We start from the raw sequence: 18,840 nt of genomic DNA, 5'->3' as shown, positions 1-18,840 counted from the left end.
ACCAACTGAGCTATTCCCGCTCTGGGTACCAAAAACTGTCCTGGTACGGGGTGCGAATTATACGAGAATTCCTTTTGGCTGCAAGTCTCTCGTGGCAATTTTTTTCAGTTGCCGCCTGAGTGCCGATTAAAACAGCAGAATGCGGATTTAATCGGCAGCAGTGCGCCATGAAACTGTCGCCCTGCCCCTGTACCAAAACGCGTACGGGTGCTGGCCCCGTTATAGCTGGATAAAATGCTCACGATAGTAAGCCAGCTCCGCTACCGATTCGCGTATATCATCCATCGCCTGGTGCGTGCCCTGCTTTTTGAAGCCAGGCAGAATTTCGGGCTTCCAGCGGCGGGCCAGCTCTTTCAGCGTGCTGACGTCAAGATAACGATAATGGAAGTAAGCTTCCAGTTCAGGCATGTATTTGAACAGGAATCGACGATCCTGCCCTATGCTGTTGCCGCAAATAGGTGAACTGTTGGCTGGCACCCACTGCTGCAAAAAGGCAAGGGTTTCCCGCTCCGCGTCCCGATCGTTGTACTGGCTGGCTTTGACACGCTCCACCAGTCCGCTGTTGGTATGCGTTTTTACATTCCAGTCATCCATCAGCGCCAGCTGTGCGTCAGACTGATGGACCGCAAACACCGGCCCTTCTGCCAGGATGTTGAGGTCGGCATCGGTCACCAGCGTGGCAATTTCAATAATACGATCCTGTTCGGGGTTTAATCCGGTCATTTCCAGGTCGATCCAAATCAGATTACTGGCATTTGCGGTCATTGGGTTTCTCACCGTAGCTTATATCGTTATACGTTAGGGTGTATCATAGACGTTTTGCCCCGTTAGGGCGAAGCCTGCCAAACCCTGTGAGGAAGAGTGACTAAAAACAAACTGTCCAAAGGTCAGCAACGTCGCGTCAGTGCCAACCATGACCGCCGCCTGAAGCAGCGTGCCGATAAGCCGGAACCCGATGACAGCCTGTTCGGGGAAGCGCGCGATGGCGTGGTCATCAGCCGTTTTGGTATGCACGTTGACGTAGAAGATGCAGACGGAAGCCAACACCGCTGCAATATTCGCCGCACCATCCGCTCTCTGGTCACCGGCGATCGCGTGGTATGGCGTCCAGGCCAGGAAGGCAGCGCAGTCGTTAAAGGCATCGTTGAAGCAGTCCACGAACGGACCTCCGTCCTGACCCGCCCTGACTTCTACGACGGCGTTAAGCCTATTGCCGCTAACATTAATCAGATCGTCATTGTGTCCGCTATTTTGCCGGAACTGTCGCTCAATATCATCGATCGATACCTTATCGCCAGCGAAACGCTGGAAGTTGAACCCCTGCTGGTGCTGAATAAGACCGACCTGCTGGATGACGAAGGCCGCGCGTTTGTCGATGAGCAGATGGAGATTTATCGTCGCATCGGCTATCGCGTACTGATGGTGTCCAGCCATCACAAGCGCGGGCTGGAAGAGCTTGAAACGGCGCTAACCGGTCGCGTCAGCATCTTCGCCGGTCAGTCTGGCGTGGGTAAGTCGAGCCTGCTGAACGCCCTGCTGGGTCTGGAAGTGGGGGCGGGCGAAATCCTCACCAATGACGTTTCCGACGTTTCCGGCCTCGGCCAGCATACCACCACCGCTGCCCGGCTTTATCACTTCCCCAACGGCGGTGATGTAATCGACTCACCCGGCGTGCGCGAATTTGGTTTGTGGCACCTTGAGCCGGAACAAATCACCCAGGGGTTTGTCGAATTCCGTGAGTATTTAGGCCACTGTAAGTTCCGTGACTGCAAGCATGACAACGACCCCGGCTGCGCAATCCGTGAGGCCGTTGAAAAGGGTGAAATCGCGACGGCGCGCTTCGACAGCTATCACCGCATTCTGGACAGCATGTCAGATATGCAGCTTAAAACGCGTCGTAACTTCTCCGATAGCAGCAACTGAACCTGCCCGCCTGGCGCAACTGGCCGGGCGGAATAGCCTAATTGCCAGGGCACTGTTACAATCCGCCCCCTTTCTATTTTGCTATCTGATCAAGCCTGGAGGCTCTCGTGTTGGATCGTATAAAACTCGGCCTGAATAATGTTCTACCTAAAAAGGGCCTGACCGAACTTGCTGGCTGGGGCGCAGGCAAGCGCGCTGGCTGGCTGACCAAAGCCGTTATCGATCTGTTTGTCTGGTTTTACAAGGTTGATATGAAAGAAGCGCAGAACCCGGATACCGGCAGCTACCGCTCCTTTAACGACTTTTTTGTCCGCCCGCTACGCGATGACGCTCGCCCTGTTGAAACCGATCCTAACCTGCTGGTCCTGCCTGCCGATGGCGCAATTAGTCAGCTGGGCCACATTGAAGGCGATCGCATTTTTCAGGCCAAGGGCCATACCTATTCTCTTGAGGCGCTGCTGGCCGGTAATAACACCATGGCCGACCTGTTCCGCGAGGGGGAATTCGTTACCACCTATCTGGCTCCGCGTGATTATCATCGCGTTCATATGCCCTGCAACGGCATCCTGCGTGAGATGATCTATGTCCCGGGAGATCTCTACTCCGTCAATCCGCTAACCGCGCAGAATATCCCGAACCTGTTTGCGCGTAACGAGCGGGTTATCTGCCTGTTTGATACGGAATTTGGTGCGATGGCGCAGATTTTGGTGGGTGCGACCATTGTCGGCAGCATCGAAACGGTCTGGGCTGGGACGGTGACTCCGCCACGAGAAGGTGTCATTAAGCGCTGGAGCTGGCCGGGTGCAGACGAAGATGGCGCGGTAGTGCTGCTTAAAGGGCAGGAGATGGGCCGGTTCAAGCTCGGTTCAACGGTGATTAACCTTTTTGCTCCCAACAGAATCAAACTGGCGGAAAGCCTGACGCCGGAAACGAAGACGCGTCTGGGCCAGACGCTGGCTATCGCCCTGCAGAAAACCCCTGCAGAAGACGTTTTACACCATCCATAGTTGATGCTCATGTTACGCCTGATTCTGACGATTTTACTCTCCTGGATGCTTTTCCAGCCCGCCTGCGCTGCCAGTGGTCCTGACGCCGCGCAAATCAGGCAGCAGCTTGACGAGGCCAGGTCGGACAAAAATACGCCGAATCAGGCGGAAACGATGGACGCGCTCCAGGCCACGCTTAACTGGCTGGACGAACAGCAAAAATCTGTCTCCAACGCCACCAGCTATCAGCAGGTGATTGACGACTTCCCAAAGATGGCTCGCGACCTTCGTCAGTCCATCGCTTCACTCATTGATAATCCCAGGACCGTTCGCAGTTCCATGACCGCTTCTGAACTGGATCAGGAGATCCTCCAGGTCAGCAGTCAGTTGCTGGAAGAGAGCCGTCAGGCTCAGCAGGAGCAGGATCGTGCCCGCGAAATCAGCGATTCGCTGGCGCAGCTCCCCCAACAGCAATCAGAGGCGCGTCGGGCCTTAAATGACATAGAAAGGCGGCTCCAGGGTCAGCCTTCCGCCGTAACGCAGCTGGCTCAGGCACAGCTTGCCGCTCGCCAGGCTGAGTCCACCGCACAGAAGGCACGGGTTGATGAGCTGGAGCTGGCGCAGCTTTCCGCCAACAACCGTCAGGAGCTGGCGCGCATGCGCAGCGAGCTTCATCAGCGTAAAGCCGCTCAGCTTGACACCTATTTGCAGGATCTGCGCAATCAGCTTAACGCCCGCCGTCAACGCGAGGCCGAGCAGGCGCTGGCGCGTACCGAGCAGCTGGCGGAGAACAGCGGTGAACTGCCGCAGAATATCAGCAGGCAGTTTCGCATCAACCGCGAACTGTCAGCAGCGCTCAATCAACAGGCGCAGCGGCTGGATCTGGTCGCCTCGCAGCAGCGTACCGCAGCCAATCAAACCCTTCAGGTACGCCAGGCGCTAAGCACCATCCGCGAACAGTCGCAGTGGCTGGGCATCTCGAACGTACTGGGCGAGGCGCTTCGCGCCCAGGTGGCCCGATTGCCCGAAATGCCGAAGCCGCAGCAGCTGGATAACGAGATGGGCGAGCTGCGAGTGCAGCGCCTGCATTACGAGGACCTGCTTGAACATCAGGAGCAGCTGTTAAAGCAGAAACAGGATGACGGCACGCCGTTAACCAGCGAACAGCATCGTATTCTTGAGGCACAGATTAAAACCCAGCGGGAGCTGCTCGGCTCGCTGCTTTCCGGCTGCGATAATCTGATTCTGGAAGTGACCAAGCTTAAGGTCGCCAACGGGCAGCTGGAAGATGCGCTGAATGAAGTAAAAGAGGCGACGCACCGCTACCTGTTCTGGACCGCAGACGTCAGCGCGATAAACCTCAACTTCCCCCTCAATTTAGTTCGCGATATGAATAGCCTGCTTTCGCTGGATACGCTGGGGCAGCTTGGCGGGGCCATGGTAATGATGTTTACCAGCCGGGAAACCCTGTTGCCGATTATGGGGGCGCTGCTGCTGGTGGGCTTTAGCCTGAGCTCGCGTCGCCACTATCGGGATTTTCTTACCCGCGCCTCCGGCAAGGTCGGCAAAGTCACGCTCGATCGCTTTGGACTGACCCTGCGCACCGTCTTCTGGTCAATTCTCGTCGCCCTGCCGCTGCCGGTACTGTGGATGGCGCTGGGCTTCGGACTGCAACATGCCTGGCCCTATCCAATTGCGGTAGCCACAGGGGATGGCGTAACAGCAACCGTGCCGCTGCTGTGGGCCTTTATGATCAGCGCCGCTTTCGCCCGCCCGGAAGGTCTGTTTATTGTGCATTTCCGCTGGCCGAAAGTGCGCGTGGCGCGCGCCATGCGCTTCTATACGCTAAGTATCTGGCTGGTCGTGCCGCTGATTATGCTGCTGATTGGTCTGGATAACCTGGATGACCGGCAATTTTCGGCCACCCTGGGACGCGTGTGCTTTATTCTGATTTGCGGCGCGCTCAGCCTGGTAACCGTCAGCCTGAAACGCGCCGGCATCCCCCTGCACCTGGACAAAGAAGGTAATGGCGAAAACTTCGTCAATAACGTTCTGTGGAATCTGATGATCTGTATTCCGCTGATCGCCGCACTGGCCTCTTGCATTGGCTATCTGGCTACTGCACAGGCGCTGCTGGCCAGGCTGGAGACATCGGTTGCCATCTGGTTCCTGTTACTGGTTATCTACCATATTGTTCGCCGCTGGATGCTTATCCAGCGCCGCCGTATCGCGTTCGATCGCGCCCGCAGCCGCCGCGCAGATATCCTGGCTCAGCGCGCCAAAGGTGAAGAGGAGTCAGGCACACAGCAGGCCAATTCTGAGAATCTCGACGTGGAAGAGCCGGTTATCGATCTTGATGCCATCAGCGCGCAGTCGCTACGGCTGGTCCGCTCTATTCTGACGCTGATTGCGCTGGTGTCGGTAATCGTACTGTGGTCTGAAATTCACTCGGCGTTTGGCTTCCTGGAAAATATTCGCCTGTGGGACGCCAGCACTACCGTGCAGGGCGTGGAAAGCCTCCAGCCGATTACGCTCGGATCGGTGCTGATCGCCATTCTGGTGCTGATTATCACCACTCAGCTGGTGCGTAACATGCCCGCCCTGCTGGAGCTGGCGCTGCTACAGCATCTTAATCTCACCCCCGGCACCGGCTATGCCATTACCACGCTGACCAAATATCTGCTGATACTGATCGGCGGGCTGGTGGGCTTTTCCATGATTGGTATCGACTGGTCGAAGTTACAGTGGCTGGTGGCGGGTCTGACGGTCGGGCTGGGGTTCGGTTTACAGCAGATTTTCGCCAACTTTGTTTCCGGCCTGATCATTCTGTTTGAGAAGCCGATTCGCATCGGCGATACGGTGACCATTCGGGATTTAACCGGCAGTATCACCCGCATCAATACCCGTGCGACCACCATTACCGACTGGGACAGAAAAGAAATTATCGTTCCCAATCAGGCATTCATTACCGAACAGTTCGTTAACTGGTCGCTTTCTGACTCGGTGACGCGCGTGGTGTTGACCATCCCAGCGGCGGCAGAAGCCGACAGTGAAGAAGTGACCGGCGTGCTGTTAGCCGCCGCGCACCGCTGCCAGTACGTACTGGAGATGCCGCAGCCTGAGGCCTATCTGGTGGATTTACAGCAGGGGATCCAGCTGTTTGAATTGCGTATTCACGCGGCGGAGATGGGACACCGCATGCCGCTGCGGCACGAGCTGCACCAGCACATCCTTCGCGGTTATCAGGAGCACGGTCTTGAAATGCCGTTCCCGCCTTTCCAGGTCCGAATGGAAACGCTGGGGCGTAAAACCCCACCGGGCAGTGGGACGACGCCGACGCCGACGCGCACCTATAAGTCAGGCGGCCTGTAGGCCGCCTGGGATAAAGGGCGGCAATGACGTCTCCTGTCCCGACTTGATTCGCGGTGATCAACTATTCAGCTCAACTTAGCAGCGGTCGACGGAAAAGGCGATCACCTCGCTTAACGTCTCTACTTTCAGCGCCAGCATCACGATGCGATCCACCCCCAGGGCCACGCCCGAACAGTCTGGCAAACCGTGCGCCAGCGCATCCAACAGGTTGGTATCAATGGGGTGCTGAGGCAGTCCGCGAGCGGCGCGCTTGCGGTTATCCTGATCGAACCGCTGATGCTGTTCACGGCTGTCCGTCAGCTCATGGAAGCCATTGGCCAGCTCCATTCCTTTAAAGTAGACCTCAAAGCGTTCAGCAACGCGATGGTCCTCGGTACTGATCTGCGCCAGCGCGGCCTGTGAGGCCGGGAAATGATACACAAAAGCCGGTTTATCCTTTCCGATGTGCGGTTCCACCCCCAGCATAAACAGCAGCTGAAGCAGCGTATCCCGATCCTCTTCCCGGTTCGCCAGTTCGCCCTCACCCAGCTTTTCCGCCGCCGCCCGCAGCTGTGCCTTATCGGCCGAGAGCGGATCGATCTCCAGATGACGAATAAATGCCTGCTGGTAGGAGAGCGTTTCTGCCGGCGCGCACTCCAGCACCTGCTGCAAAAGATCGTCCACTTCGTTCATCAGGCGATACATGTCGTAGTGCGGTCGATACCACTCCAGCATGGTGAATTCAGGATTGTGGTGACGGCCCGATTCTTCATTACGAAAGCTGCGGCAGAGCTGGAAAATGGGGCCGCTACCCGCGGCCAGCAGCCTTTTCATATGGTATTCCGGGCTGGTCATCAAATAGAGATCCTGCCCTCCGGCTGCGCCTGGCCCAATAAAGCGGGTCTGGAAAGGGAACAGATGGACATCGGTCACCGTAGCCTGGCTCATAGCCGGGGTTTCAACTTCCAGTACGCCACGATCGGCGAAAAAACGCCGAATTTCTGCCATTATCGCCGCTCTTTTTAATAAATTGGCAATGGGTGCACTTGGTAGCCAGCTGGCCGTATCGCTCATCTTTTCGACTCCTCAGTCTGACAGGGTGAAGCAGTCTACCCGAGCGGGCGAAGACAAACAAATTTGCGCCGCCGCATTCGGTTATTAGCGGGATCGCGCGGGCCGCTGGCAAAAAAATTTGCATAAAAACGTCAGCCGCGTCGCATTTTTGCGCTTAATTTTTCACCTGAATACCTGAACATATCAAGTTTAGCGCGGCTGGCGCGCTTTATAATACCCACGGATAAATGAGGGATATCTCTCATCCTCCTCTATGACAAGCTGACAGGGAGAATACCGTGCAACACGTTACTGCCGATCTGGTCATTGTCGGTGCCGGTGGAGCGGGTCTGCGCGCCGCCATCGCCGCAGCCGAAGCCTACCCCACCCTTTCCATCGCGCTGATTTCCAAAGTCTATCCTATGCGCAGCCATACCGTCGCGGCTGAAGGCGGCTCGGCTGCCGTCACCCAGGCACATGACAGCTTCGATCTTCATTTTCAGGACACCGTTTCCGGCGGTGACTGGCTGTGCGAGCAGGACGTGGTGGATTATTTCGTCGAGCACTGCCCGCGAGAGATGGCTCAGCTAGAAATCTGGGGTTGCCCCTGGAGCCGACGCGACGATGGCTCAGTTAACGTACGCCGCTTTGGCGGCATGAAGATCGAGCGTACCTGGTTTGCCGCGGATAAAACCGGCTTTCATATGCTTCATACCCTGTTCCAGACCTCGCTCAAATACCCTCAAATCACCCGCTACGATGAGCATTTTGTTCTCGATATGCTGGTGGATGAAGGCGAAGTACGCGGCGTGGTGGCCATGAACATGATGGAGGGCACGCTGGTTCATCTGCAGGCGAATGCTGTGGTGCTTGCTACCGGCGGTGCGGGACGGGTCTACCGTTATAATACCAACGGCGGCATCGTTACCGGCGACGGCATGGGTATGGCGCTACGTCATGGCGTGCCGCTGCGGGATATGGAGTTCGTGCAGTATCATCCCACGGGCCTGCCCGGCTCAGGCATCCTGATGACGGAGGGCTGTCGGGGTGAAGGCGGTATTCTGGTAAATAAAGATGGCTATCGCTATCTGCAGGACTACGGTATGGGCCCCGAAACACCACTCGGCCACCCGGAAAATAAATATATGGAGCTGGGTCCGCGTGACAAAGTGTCACAGGCATTCTGGCATGAATGGCAGAATGGCCGGACCATCGCCACGCCTCGCGGTGACGTGGTTCACCTCGATCTCCGCCATCTGGGTGAAAAGAAACTGCACGAACGCCTGCCCTTTATCTGCGAACTCAGCAAAGCTTATGTCGGCGTTGATCCCGTCTCCGCCCCCATCCCCGTTCGCCCAACGGCGCACTACACCATGGGCGGCATTGAAACTAACGCTCAGTGTGAAACCCGTATTCGCGGGCTGTTTGCCGTAGGTGAATGCTCTTCAGTTGGCCTGCACGGCGCTAACCGTCTGGGGTCTAATTCTCTGGCCGAACTGGTGGTCTTCGGACGCGTTGCGGGTGAGCAGGCCGCTGCCCGCGCCCTGCAGAGCAAAAAAACCTCCACAGCGGCGCTGATGGCACAGGCCAGCGACTGCGAACGCCGCCTTAATGCGCTGGTGAATCAGCAGGGTAATGAGTGCTGGTCAACCCTGCGCGATGAAATGGGTATGGCGATGGAAGAGGGCTGCGGCATCTATCGTACCCCCGAGCTGATGCAGAAGACGATAGATAAACTGGCCGAACTGAAAGCGCGCTTTAAACGCGTGCATATCAGCGATATGTCGAGCGTATTTAACACCCAGCTGCTTTACAGCATTGAGCTGGGACACGGGCTGGACGTTGCAGAATGCATGGCCCACGCGGCCTTACATCGCAAAGAATCCCGCGGTGCTCACCAGCGACTGGATGAAGGCTGTACCCAAAGGGATGATGCGCATTTCCTCAGTCACTCTCTCGCTTTTTTTAACCCACACGGCGCACCCGAAATCGCCTGGGATTCGGTAAATATTACCCGTTTGCCGCCTGCTAAACGCGTTTATGGCGGTGAATCTGAAGCAAAAGGAGGCAAGGCATGAGCGATATGAAGCGCTGTAAAATTGTTATCCAGCGCTATAACCCCGAGACCGACCGGGTGCCCCGCAATGAGAGCTTTGATGTCCCCTGGGATGAACAAACCTCGCTGCTGGATGCGCTGGGTTTCATTAAAGATAATCTCGCCTGCGATCTCTCCTTTCGCTGGTCCTGCCGGATGGCGATTTGCGGCTCCTGCGGCATGATGGTAGATGGCGTGCCGAAGCTGGCATGCAAAACCTTCCTGCGTGAATATCCAAAGGGAATGCTCGTGGCGCCGCTGGCTAATTTCCCCGTGGAACGAGACCTGGTCGTCGATATGAGCCACTTTATTGAAAGCCTCGAAGCGATCAAACCCTATGTAATCGGTAATGCCAGGGACCCATCAGAGGGACCGGGCCAGCAAACGCCAGCCCAGATGGCCCGCTACCACCAGTTCTCCGGCTGTATCAACTGTGGGCTCTGCTATGCCGCCTGCCCGCAGTTTGGCCTTAACCCCGAGTTTATCGGCCCTGCGGCCATTACGCTGGCGCATCGCTACAACCTGGATAATCGCGACAAAGGCAAAAAACAGCGTATGGCTCAGCTCAACGGAGAGAATGGCGTCTGGCCCTGCACCTTTGTGGGATTTTGCTCGGAAGTCTGCCCTAAGCATGTCGATCCAGCAGCAGCCATTCAGCAAAGCAAGGTTGAAAGTGCAAAAGACTTTCTGATTGCCACACTCAGGCCACGTTAAGGAGGGATGATGATCACTAAACGTAAACCTTATCACCACCCAATGGAGGCCGGCTGGTGGATGAAATCCGGCTTTTATCGCTTTTACATGCTGCGTGAAGGGACGGCAATTCCGGCGCTGTGGTTCAGCCTTGAGATGATTGCCGGACTATTTTCCCTGCGCCACGGTGCCGAAAGCTGGGTCAGTTTCGTCGCATTTTTACAACATCCGGTGGTGCTGTTACTGAACCTTATCACGCTGGCCGCAGCCCTTTTACACAGCAAAACCTGGTTTGAACTGGCACCTAAAGCCTCGGTTATTGTTGTGGGCGATAAAAAGCTTTCCCCTCGCCCGGTCATCATCGGGCTGTGGAGTGTCACGATCGTCATTACCCTGGCGGTGCTGCTTCTGGTGCTGTGGCCTTAAGGAGAAATGAAATGAAAGCACAACCTGTACGCTCTGACGAACCGGTATTCTGGGGCTTATTTGGCGCGGGAGGGATGTGGGCTGCACTCTTTTCCCCGGTGATCGTTCTGGTGGTGGGCCTGCTGCTGCCGCTGGGTGCGGGGCCTGAACACGCCTTCAGCTATGAGCGGGTCCTTCACTTTGCTCAGTCCCTGCCCGGCAAAGTATTTCTGCTGTTAGCTATCGTACTGCCACTCTGGTGCAGCCTGCACCGGATTCATCACAGCCTTCATGATATGAAAGTCATCCTGCCTGGGGGTAAATGGCTGCTTTACGGCTTCGCTACTATTCTGACAGTCGTGACTCTGATCGGCATCATAGCGCTGTGAGCTAACAAGCGGCAAGCGGGTGAGTCTCCGGAAGCTTATGCCCGGTAAGTGACCGGGGTGAGCGCGGGCAGCTAACCCGCCTGCAAATTGAAAGATGAAGGGTATATACTGATTACGATATTCATTGCTAATGGAATACGTATCTATGTCTCTGTGGAAAATGCTCATCGCTGGCGGTACCGCCCTTCTCTCTGTTGCCTGTAATACCAGCCCGCCGAAAGGCGTCACGCCCGTTGAAGGCTTTACTACCGATCTCTATCTTGGTAGCTGGTATGAAATTGCCCGGCTGGATCATCGCTTTGAGCGTGGTTTGCAGCAGGTAACCGCCAGCTACAGCAAGCGCGAAGACGGCGGCATTAAGGTGGTAAACCGCGGATACAATGAGCAGAAACAGCGCTGGCAGGAAAGCACTGGCAAGGCCTATTTCACCGGTCCAACCAGTCGCGGCGCACTGAAAGTCTCTTTCTTCGGACCCTTCTATGGCGGGTATAACGTTATTGCCCTTGACGATGACTATCAGCATGCGCTGATCTGCGGCCCGAACAGGAATTATCTGTGGATTTTGTCACGTACGCCGACGCTGACCGGATCTGTGAAAGAAGCATTGCTGGCAAAAGCACAGCACGAAGGCTTTGACGTGTCGAAACTGATTTGGGTTAAGCAGAAGTAGAAGCGTATGAGGCCGGTGCATGAACACCGGCACTCAAATTACTGAGCGGAACGCTGAATGGCCTGACCACCAGCCGACACGTCTTCTCCCACGCCGCGCGTGGTGTTACAGGCTGTGAGCACGGAAGAAAGGACCAGCACCGAAAATATCGCCACAATACTTTTCTTTAACATAACAATTTCCTTTTAGTAGAAGTAAAGTACAGCGTTTTAAGCATAGCTGTAATTTAGCCGCACGCCTCAGAGTCGGGTAGCGAAAAGGAAACTTCAGGAGTATTGAGTTAGCTGGCTACGCGCGAGATAGCGCCACCAAGATGCTGAACGTCCTCGCCGAAACCATGGAAGGTATTACAGGCGCTGAGTGCGCAGGTCATCAGCAATGTTACAGCAATGCGTTTTATCCACTTCATCATCTGCATCCAATCACCTGAAAAATAAGGGCCTGCATGAGAGCAGACCCCCACTGTCCCGACTTATTTTACGCGAGAGACATATTCGCCAGAACGGGTATCAACACGGATAACTTCACCAATCTGCACGAACAGAGGTACTTTTACTACAGCACCAGTAGACAGCGTAGCGGGCTTGCCGCCGGTACCTGCGGTATCGCCTTTCAGGCCTGGATCGGTATCAACAATTTCAAGTTCAACAAAGTTTGGCGGCAGCACCTGAATCGGCTTGCCGTTCCACAGCGTAACGATACATTCGGCGTTGTCCAGCAGCCATTTTGCCGCATCTCCAACCGTTTTCTCTTCAACAGGATGCTGTTCAAAGGTTTCCGGGTGCATAAAGTGGTAGAACTCACCATCGTTATACAAATAGTTCAGGTTAGTATCTACTACGTCTGCGCCTTCGGCGGAATCGGTAGATTTGAACGTTTTCTCAACGCGGGTACCGGTCAGCAGACGACGCATTTTCACGCGTGCAAAAGCCTGGCCCTTACCGGGTTTAACAAACTCGCTTGATTCGATAGCATAAGGCTCGCTTTCGAACATGATTTTAAGACCGGGACGGAAATCGTTGCTAGAATAAGTCGCCATAAAGGCCCTCTACAATTTAATACTGGTACTTAGCCAAAAAAATGGCACACATTGTAACCCTAAACCCCCCTTCGCGAGAAGAATGGTTGCATCAACTTGCGGATGTAATCACCGATCCACTTGAATTACTGCGTCTTTTAGGCCTTGATTCGCACCCGGCGTTGACGGCGGGCACTGATGCACGTCGTCTTTTTGCCCTGCGCGTTCCCCGGGCCTTTGCCAACAGAATGCAAAAAGGCGATCCGCAAGATCCTCTCCTGCTACAGGTCATTACCGCCAGTCAGGAGTTTGTTGATGCTCCGGGCTACAGTACCGATCCGCTGGATGAGCAGAGCAGTGTCGTGCCAGGTCTGTTACATAAATATCGAAACCGTGCGCTGCTGTTGGTCAAAGGCGGCTGCGCCGTCAACTGTCGCTACTGCTTTCGCCGCCATTTTCCCTATGCTGATAACCAGGGCAACAAGCGCAACTGGCAGCAAGCCCTGGAGTATATCCGAGAGCAGGCAGAACTGGATGAGATTATTTTCTCCGGCGGCGATCCGTTGATGGCAAAAGACAGTGAACTGGACTGGCTGATCGGCGAACTGGAGCGGATCCCGCACATTAAGCGGCTCCGATTTCACAGCCGTTTACCGGTAGTTATCCCTGCGCGGATCACCCCTGCTTTTTGTCAGCGGCTGGCGCAGTCACGCCTGCAAGTGCTGTTCGTTACGCATATTAACCACGCCCGCGAGATTGATAGCGATCTGCGCGACGCCATGCAGCAGCTTAAACGTGCGGGTGTCACCCTTCTTAACCAGAGCGTACTGCTACGCAATATCAATGATAGCGCGGTTACGCTGGCTGCGCTGAGTAACGCGCTGTTTGATGCCGGCATCATGCCTTACTATCTTCACGTACTGGATAAAGTTCAGGGTGCCGCTCACTTCTTCGTCTCTGACGAAGAAGCCCGCGCCATTATGCGTCAGCTGTTAACTCTGGTGTCCGGTTATATGGTGCCTAAACTCGCCAGAGAAATTGGCGGCGAACCGAGTAAAACCCCGCTGGATTTGCAGTTAAAACAGTATTGACCAGTGAGAGCCGCAGTTAGGGTTTTGTCTTAGTAAGAAGCGAGAGGCGGCGGGAAAACCAGCCCGGACGGGGAGTATAAGAGGCGGCGGAAAAACCCGCCGGGGCGGAGCATGGGAGGCGATAGAGCTATCCTCCCTTCAACGATGCGGTGTTATGGCTTATCCAGGGGGCACTTATACACCTGACCGGTCATTTTGCTGTCCAGAGGCGCAAAGCTTGACCAGATGTTCTGCGTTGGGCTGGTGGCACCATAAATAACGTTGCCGCCCATTGCCGCCGCACGATTGCGTAAATCATTTGCCGCGCCGCGCAGTGAGCTGCTCTCGCCGCCGGCACCGCTTAGCCAGTTGCTCTGAGAGCCCGTCAGGTTACCCAGCAGCTGGCATCCGCTCGCGGGCTGTTGGTCGGTAAAGGTGACACGCTCACCCGCCGCACTCAGCTGGTGTGAACTGCTACAGCCTGTCAGCAACACTGCCGCGACAGAGAGTCCCAGCAAGACGTTAATCCGCATTTTAATCCCCATTATTATCATCAGAGTCTTTCCAGAGCATACCGTGAACCGGCTGAAGCTCTTGATCACCCGTTGTCCAACAACCATAAACCGTTGTTCGGATTAGTTCTGGTGCCAATGACTTTACTATTTTCCCTCACAAAAGAAAAACCCCCTGTCAAAGACAGAGGGTTTCTTTTTAAACGGAGGGGGGTATTACATCATTCCGCCCATGCCGCCCATACCACCCATGCCGCCGCCAGCACCTAAATCAGGCGCATCGCTTTTAGGCAGGTCGGTTACCATGCATTCGGTGGTGATCATCAGGCCAGCAACAGAGGCCGCGTACTGCAGCGCAGAACGGGTCACTTTGGTTGGGTCCAGAATACCGAAGTCGATCATGTTGCCGTACTCTTCGGTCTGCGCGTTGTAACCGTAGTTACCTTCGCCCGCTTTAACCATGTTAGCCACCACGGATGGCTCTTCACCGGCGTTAGAGACGATCTGACGCAGCGGAGATTCCATGGCGCGCAGCGCAACCTTGATACCCACGTTCTGGTCTTCGTTCTGACCGGTCAGGCCAGCCAGCATCGCAGCAACGCGCACCAGCGCAACGCCACCGCCTGCAACCACACCTTCTTCTACCGCTGCGCGAGTTGCGTTCAGGGCATCTTCAACGCGGGCTTTTTTCTCTTTCATTTCAACTTCAGTCGCTGCGCCTACTTTCAGTACGGCTACGCCGCCTGCCAGCTTAGCGATACGCTCCTGCAGCTTTTCACGATCGTAATCAGAGGTCGCTTCTTCGCTCTGCTGACGAATCTGGTCAGCACGACGATCGATGCTCTCTCTTTCACCCACGCCATCAATGATGGTGGTGGTGTCTTTGTTGATCACAACGCGTTTTGCCTGACCCAGGTCTTCCAGCGCCGCTTTTTCCAGTTCCATACCAATCTCTTCGGAGATAACGGTACCACCGGTCAGCACGGCAATATCCTGCAGCATCGCTTTACGACGATCGCCGAAGCCTGGCGCCTTCACTGCGGCAACTTTGACGATGCCGCGCATGGTGTTAACCACCAGCGTTGCCAGTGCTTCACCTTCAACATCTTCAGCGATAATCAGCAGTGGCTTACCGGCTTTAGCAACGGCTTCCAGCACGGGCAGCATTTCGCGGATGTTAGAGATCTTCTTATCAGCCAGCAGGATGTAAGGTGATTCCAGCTCAACAGCGCCCGTTTCTGGCTTGTTGATGAAGTAAGGAGAAAGGTAGCCGCGGTCGAACTGCATCCCTTCCACAACAACCAGCTCATCTTCCAGGCCAGTGCCTTCTTCAACGGTGATCACGCCATCGTTGCCGACTTTCGCCATAGCCTGAGCAATCAGCTCACCTACGGTTTCATCAGAGTTAGCGGAGATAGTCCCTACCTGAGCGATCGCTTTTGAATCGGCGCAGGGTACGGAAAGGTTTTTCAGTTCGGCAACGGCGGCGATAACGGCTTTGTCGATACCGCGCTTCAGATCCATTGGGTTCATGCCCGCAGCAACGGCTTTCAGACCTTCGTTAACGATAGACTGAGCCAGTACCGTTGCCGTCGTGGTGCCGTCACCCGCAGCGTCATTGGCTTTAGAAGCGACTTCTTTCACCATCTGCGCGCCCATGTTTTCGAACTTGTCTTCCAGTTCGATTTCACGTGCGACAGAAACACCATCTTTAGTGATGGTCGGTGCACCAAAAGATTTATCCAGAACCACGTTACGGCCTTTCGGGCCCAGGGTAACTTTTACTGCATCTGCCAGTACATTCACGCCACGGAGCATTTTTACGCGTGCGTCATTACCGAATTTTACGTCTTTAGCTGCCATCTTAAATATCCCTTAAATTCGTTTCGTTCAGTGAGGTTCGCGGAAAATTACGCTTCAACAATCGCCAGAATGTCGCTTTCAGAGATGATCAGCACTTCTTCGTTGTCGATTTTTTCCGTTTTGGCGCCGTAGCCTTCGTTAAAAATGACTACATCGCCCACTTTCACGTCGAGCGCTTTTACGTCGCCGTTATCGAGGAGGCGGCCATTACCGACAGCAAGTACTTCGCCACGGGTCGATTTACCCGCCGCAGATCCGGTCAGCACTATGCCGCCCGCTGATTTAGATTCCACTTCTTTACGCTTGACGATAACACGGTCGTGCAGAGGACGAATTTTCATTGATAGCTCTCCTTTGAGAAGTCCAATCAGTCTTTTTTGGGATGAAAGCCGGGCTTAAGTGGCACCAGCCTCGTGACGGAAGAGATAGGGACGCGCTGAAGGCCTTTCAAGGGGGAAAAAATAAAAATTTTGCTTTTGCGTAACGATTGCACAATTTATAAGCATAAGATCCCTAAGAGAAAGGCGGTTTCCCGCCTTGCGCCTTATTTCCGATCTTCACCCTCATCCTGGTCATGTTCGATTAGCGTGGAACCCTTCCGCTCATACTCACCATCAACGGTGACGCCGCTGTCGTTCGCCCCGCCCTGGCCCCGCCATACCCGCAGGTGGGGCATCAGCTTAAGCGTCAGGCGCTTCTGCACGGGCGGCAGCAACAGCAGCAAACCCAGAAAATCGGTGAAAAAGCCGGGCAGCAGCAGTAAAAAACCCGCCAGGATCAGCGAAACGCTTTTGATCATCTCCGCCGCCGGACTTTCGCCCATTTGTAGCTTCTGCTGCATCAGGATAATGTTTTTCATCCCCTGATTTTTTACCAGCGAGATGCCAATCAGCGAGGTGAATACCACCAGCACCAGCGTCAGCAGTACCCCCAGCACGTGTGCCACCTGTATGAAAATGCTTATCTCAATCCATGCGAGAACGAATAATACTAAAAACGGTAACCAGCGCACCGCAGTCTCCTGTTAGTCAGGGCCACCCCGCATACTGCGCGATGGCAAAATAGAGATCGTAACGATCGTAATTCAGTGTAGTGGGGGCTGTGCGCAAGCTTTTCAACCGTCCCCGCCGTTGGCGGGTTATGGACGATATGCGACACAGCTCACATAGCGCCTGAATCAGTTGAAAATTAACGTGTTTTTTTGATCTACGTTCAGGCTTTCACACACCAACAGAATATGATCGTGCTCCGCCATGGGCAAACGGATAAAATATTGCCCTAAGAGTTCCCAGCCAGACAATCATGAAGATTGAATGGGTAACTACCTGAAAATCCCGCATTTGAAAGGTGCGCACTACGTTAAGAAGGTTCACATGGCTGATAAGATTCGTATCGAAGAAGACCTGTTAGGTATGCGTGAAGTTCCGGCGGAGGCTTATTACGGTATTCATACTCTGCGGGCGATAGAAAATTTTTACATCAGTAACAGTAAAATCAGTGATATTCCTGAGTTTGTGCGCGGCATGGTTATGGTCAAGAAAGCAGCGGCCATGGCGAATAAAGAGCTGAAAACCCTGCCTCGTGACATTGCGAACCGGATCATTCAGGCCTGTGATGAAGTGCTTAACAACGGCAAATGTCTGGATCAGTTCCCGGTTGATGTCTATCAGGGCGGCGCAGGCACCTCGGTAAATATGAACACCAACGAAGTCCTGGCGAATATCGGACTGGAGCTGATGGGCCACCAAAAGGGTGAATACCAGTTCCTTAATCCTAACGACCACGTTAATAAATGTCAGTCAACGAACGACGCCTACCCAACCGGTTTCCGCATTGCGGTTTATACCTCCATTCTGACGCTGCTGGAGGCGCTTAGTCAGCTCAGCGCAGGCTTCGAGCTCAAGGCCACTGAGTTTAATACCATCCTGAAAATGGGGCGCACCCAGCTACAGGACGCCGTGCCCATGACGCTCGGGCAGGAATTCCACGCCTTTAACGTGCTGCTGAATGAAGAGATCAAAAGCATTCTGCGCACCGCCGAACTGCTGCTGGAGGTCAATCTGGGGGCGACGGCAATCGGTACGCGGCTAAACACCCCGGAAGGTTACCAGCATCTGGCGGTGCAAAAGCTGGCTGAAATCAGCGGCCTGCCCTGTATCCCTGCAGAGGATTTGATTGAAGCTACCTCAGACTGCGGCGCCTACGTGATGGTGCACAGCGCGCTGAAGCGCCTGGCCGTTAAGCTCTCTAAAATCTGCAACGATTTGCGCCTGCTCTCCTCCGGCCCCCGTGCGGGCCTGAATGAAATCAACCTTCCCGAATTGCAGGCAGGCTCCTCAATCATGCCCGCTAAAGTCAATCCGGTGGTGCCCGAGGTGGTCAACCAGGTGTGCTTCAAGGTGATTGGCAACGATATGACCGTGACGATGGCGGCAGAAGCGGGCCAGCTGCAGCTGAATGTAATGGAACCGGTCATCGGCCAGGCGATGTTTGAGTCTGTACATATTCTGACCCATGCCTGTTCAAACCTGCTGGAGAAATGCGTCAAAGGCATTACGGCCAATAAAGCCGTATGCGAAGCCTACGTGTTCAATTCCATCGGCATTGTCACCTACCTGAACCCCTACATTGGTCACCATAACGGCGATATTGTTGGCAAAATTTGCGCTGAAACGGGTAAAAGCGTGCGCGAGGTGGTGCTGGAGCGCGGCCTGCTAACCGAGGCCGAGCTGGATGACATCTTCTCCACGCAGAACCTGATGTTCCCGGCGTATAAAGCGAAACGCTATACCGATGAAAACGAGGAATAATC

19 protein-coding genes are annotated in these 18,840 nt (G+C 54.8%); 10 read left to right on the top strand and 9 right to left on the bottom strand.

What is annotated here, in order from left to right; all coding sequences use genetic code 11:
* Positions 1–219: 219 nt before the first annotated feature.
* Entirely contained in the window at positions 220–765 is a 546-nt protein-coding gene (gene orn / locus ACLRGG_RS09190; protein ID WP_416249428.1) for an oligoribonuclease, read from the bottom strand.
* Positions 766–861: 96 nt separating this feature from the next.
* Between orn and rsgA the strand changes: the two genes are divergently transcribed.
* From rsgA to mscM, 3 genes are all read left to right on the top strand, one after another.
* Positions 862–1,923 carry a small ribosomal subunit biogenesis GTPase RsgA gene (gene rsgA, locus ACLRGG_RS09185; RefSeq protein WP_416249427.1) on the top strand — a complete coding sequence of 354 codons (1,062 nt, stop codon included), beginning with the start codon at positions 862–864 and terminating at the stop codon, positions 1,921–1,923.
* A gap of 107 nt (positions 1,924–2,030) precedes the next feature.
* Positions 2,031–2,930 (top strand): archaetidylserine decarboxylase, encoded by a 900-nt coding sequence (gene asd / locus ACLRGG_RS09180; RefSeq protein WP_416249426.1) that lies wholly within the window; start codon positions 2,031–2,033, stop codon positions 2,928–2,930.
* A 9-nt stretch (positions 2,931–2,939) separates the two neighbouring features.
* Entirely contained in the window at positions 2,940–6,281 is a 3,342-nt protein-coding gene (mscM, locus tag ACLRGG_RS09175; RefSeq protein WP_416249425.1) for a miniconductance mechanosensitive channel MscM, read from the top strand.
* Positions 6,282–6,356: 75 nt separating this feature from the next.
* On the opposite strand, the gene epmA is transcribed toward mscM, so the two are convergent.
* Positions 6,357–7,334 carry an elongation factor P--(R)-beta-lysine ligase gene (epmA, locus tag ACLRGG_RS09170; RefSeq protein WP_416249424.1) on the bottom strand — a complete coding sequence of 326 codons (978 nt, stop codon included), beginning with the start codon at positions 7,332–7,334 and terminating at the stop codon, positions 6,357–6,359.
* Positions 7,335–7,612: 278 nt separating this feature from the next.
* Between epmA and frdA the strand changes: the two genes are divergently transcribed.
* From frdA to blc, 5 genes are all read left to right on the top strand, one after another.
* On the top strand, positions 7,613–9,391 hold the full coding sequence (gene frdA / locus ACLRGG_RS09165) for a fumarate reductase (quinol) flavoprotein subunit (protein ID WP_416249423.1): 1,779 nt from the start codon (positions 7,613–7,615) through the stop codon (positions 9,389–9,391).
* Positions 9,388–10,122, top strand: a complete 735-nt coding sequence (locus tag ACLRGG_RS09160) for a succinate dehydrogenase/fumarate reductase iron-sulfur subunit (protein WP_416249422.1) — start codon at positions 9,388–9,390, stop codon at positions 10,120–10,122. The genes frdA and ACLRGG_RS09160 overlap by 4 nt, the downstream gene beginning before the upstream one ends.
* A 9-nt stretch (positions 10,123–10,131) precedes the next feature.
* Positions 10,132–10,527 carry a fumarate reductase subunit FrdC gene (gene frdC, locus ACLRGG_RS09155; protein ID WP_416249421.1) on the top strand — a complete coding sequence of 132 codons (396 nt, stop codon included), beginning with the start codon at positions 10,132–10,134 and terminating at the stop codon, positions 10,525–10,527.
* 11 nt (positions 10,528–10,538) lie between these two features.
* The gene (frdD, locus tag ACLRGG_RS09150; RefSeq protein WP_416249420.1) at positions 10,539–10,895 is read left to right on the top strand and encodes a fumarate reductase subunit FrdD; all 357 of its coding nucleotides are present in this window, start codon (positions 10,539–10,541) and stop codon (positions 10,893–10,895) included.
* Between the two features lie 145 nt (positions 10,896–11,040).
* Complete coding sequence (gene blc / locus ACLRGG_RS09145) at positions 11,041–11,565, top strand: outer membrane lipoprotein Blc (protein ID WP_416249419.1); 525 nt, start codon at positions 11,041–11,043, stop codon at positions 11,563–11,565.
* A gap of 38 nt (positions 11,566–11,603) precedes the next feature.
* Here blc and ACLRGG_RS09140 read toward each other — a convergent pair whose 3' ends face one another.
* The 3 genes from ACLRGG_RS09140 to efp form a co-directional block, all read right to left on the bottom strand.
* Positions 11,604–11,738: an entericidin A/B family lipoprotein gene (locus tag ACLRGG_RS09140; protein WP_067704279.1), complete on the bottom strand. Its 135-nt coding sequence runs from the start codon at positions 11,736–11,738 to the stop codon at positions 11,604–11,606.
* 107 nt (positions 11,739–11,845) lie between these two features.
* Positions 11,846–11,977 carry an entericidin A/B family lipoprotein gene (locus ACLRGG_RS09135; RefSeq protein ID WP_067704643.1) on the bottom strand — a complete coding sequence of 44 codons (132 nt, stop codon included), beginning with the start codon at positions 11,975–11,977 and terminating at the stop codon, positions 11,846–11,848.
* A 60-nt stretch (positions 11,978–12,037) separates the two neighbouring features.
* Complete coding sequence (gene efp, locus ACLRGG_RS09130) at positions 12,038–12,604, bottom strand: elongation factor P (RefSeq protein ID WP_416249418.1); 567 nt, start codon at positions 12,602–12,604, stop codon at positions 12,038–12,040.
* A 41-nt stretch (positions 12,605–12,645) separates the two neighbouring features.
* Between efp and epmB the strand changes: the two genes are divergently transcribed.
* Positions 12,646–13,674, top strand: a complete 1,029-nt coding sequence (epmB, locus tag ACLRGG_RS09125; protein ID WP_416249417.1) for an EF-P beta-lysylation protein EpmB — start codon at positions 12,646–12,648, stop codon at positions 13,672–13,674.
* A 152-nt stretch (positions 13,675–13,826) separates the two neighbouring features.
* Here epmB and ACLRGG_RS09120 read toward each other — a convergent pair whose 3' ends face one another.
* The 4 genes from ACLRGG_RS09120 to ACLRGG_RS09105 form a co-directional block, all read right to left on the bottom strand.
* Complete coding sequence (locus ACLRGG_RS09120; RefSeq protein WP_416249416.1) at positions 13,827–14,186, bottom strand: DUF4156 domain-containing protein; 360 nt, start codon at positions 14,184–14,186, stop codon at positions 13,827–13,829.
* 195 nt (positions 14,187–14,381) lie between these two features.
* Positions 14,382–16,028 (bottom strand): chaperonin GroEL, encoded by a 1,647-nt coding sequence (gene groL, locus ACLRGG_RS09115; RefSeq protein ID WP_416249415.1) that lies wholly within the window; start codon positions 16,026–16,028, stop codon positions 14,382–14,384.
* Between the two features lie 47 nt (positions 16,029–16,075).
* Entirely contained in the window at positions 16,076–16,369 is a 294-nt protein-coding gene (locus tag ACLRGG_RS09110) for a co-chaperone GroES (RefSeq protein WP_416249414.1), read from the bottom strand.
* A 203-nt stretch (positions 16,370–16,572) separates the two neighbouring features.
* The gene (locus tag ACLRGG_RS09105) at positions 16,573–17,040 is read right to left on the bottom strand and encodes an FxsA family protein (RefSeq protein WP_416249413.1); all 468 of its coding nucleotides are present in this window, start codon (positions 17,038–17,040) and stop codon (positions 16,573–16,575) included.
* 361 nt (positions 17,041–17,401) lie between these two features.
* Between ACLRGG_RS09105 and aspA the strand changes: the two genes are divergently transcribed.
* Complete coding sequence (gene aspA / locus ACLRGG_RS09100; protein ID WP_416249412.1) at positions 17,402–18,838, top strand: aspartate ammonia-lyase; 1,437 nt, start codon at positions 17,402–17,404, stop codon at positions 18,836–18,838.
* Positions 18,839–18,840 lie beyond the last annotated feature (2 nt).

It is taken from the genome of Erwinia sp. PPS120 (assembly GCF_047918655.1).
Taxonomy (GTDB): domain Bacteria; phylum Pseudomonadota; class Gammaproteobacteria; order Enterobacterales; family Enterobacteriaceae; genus Erwinia; species Erwinia tasmaniensis_A.
Note: the sequence above shows the minus strand (reverse complement) of the source record. Positions and strands in the feature narration are given on the sequence as shown.

Bases quoted from the DNA above. Each gene is read 5' to 3' on its own strand.
- aspA (WP_416249412.1), top strand. From the start codon at position 17,402: ATGGCTGATAAGATTCGTATCGAAGAAGACCTGTTAGGTATGCGTGAA.
- epmB (WP_416249417.1), top strand. From the start codon at position 12,646: ATGGCACACATTGTAACCCTAAACCCCCCTTCGCGAGAAGAATGGTTG.
- frdD (WP_416249420.1), top strand. From the start codon at position 10,539: ATGAAAGCACAACCTGTACGCTCTGACGAACCGGTATTCTGGGGCTTA.
- frdC (WP_416249421.1), top strand. From the start codon at position 10,132: ATGATCACTAAACGTAAACCTTATCACCACCCAATGGAGGCCGGCTGG.
- epmA (WP_416249424.1), bottom strand. From the start codon at position 7,334: ATGAGCGATACGGCCAGCTGGCTACCAAGTGCACCCATTGCCAATTTA.
- mscM (WP_416249425.1), top strand. From the start codon at position 2,940: ATGTTACGCCTGATTCTGACGATTTTACTCTCCTGGATGCTTTTCCAG.
- ACLRGG_RS09140 (WP_067704279.1), bottom strand. From the start codon at position 11,738: ATGTTAAAGAAAAGTATTGTGGCGATATTTTCGGTGCTGGTCCTTTCT.
- ACLRGG_RS09110 (WP_416249414.1), bottom strand. From the start codon at position 16,369: ATGAAAATTCGTCCTCTGCACGACCGTGTTATCGTCAAGCGTAAAGAA.
- ACLRGG_RS09160 (WP_416249422.1), top strand. From the start codon at position 9,388: ATGAGCGATATGAAGCGCTGTAAAATTGTTATCCAGCGCTATAACCCC.
- blc (WP_416249419.1), top strand. From the start codon at position 11,041: ATGTCTCTGTGGAAAATGCTCATCGCTGGCGGTACCGCCCTTCTCTCT.
- groL (WP_416249415.1), bottom strand. From the start codon at position 16,028: ATGGCAGCTAAAGACGTAAAATTCGGTAATGACGCACGCGTAAAAATG.
- efp (WP_416249418.1), bottom strand. From the start codon at position 12,604: ATGGCGACTTATTCTAGCAACGATTTCCGTCCCGGTCTTAAAATCATG.
- ACLRGG_RS09120 (WP_416249416.1), bottom strand. From the start codon at position 14,186: ATGCGGATTAACGTCTTGCTGGGACTCTCTGTCGCGGCAGTGTTGCTG.
- ACLRGG_RS09135 (WP_067704643.1), bottom strand. From the start codon at position 11,977: ATGATGAAGTGGATAAAACGCATTGCTGTAACATTGCTGATGACCTGC.
- orn (WP_416249428.1), bottom strand. From the start codon at position 765: ATGACCGCAAATGCCAGTAATCTGATTTGGATCGACCTGGAAATGACC.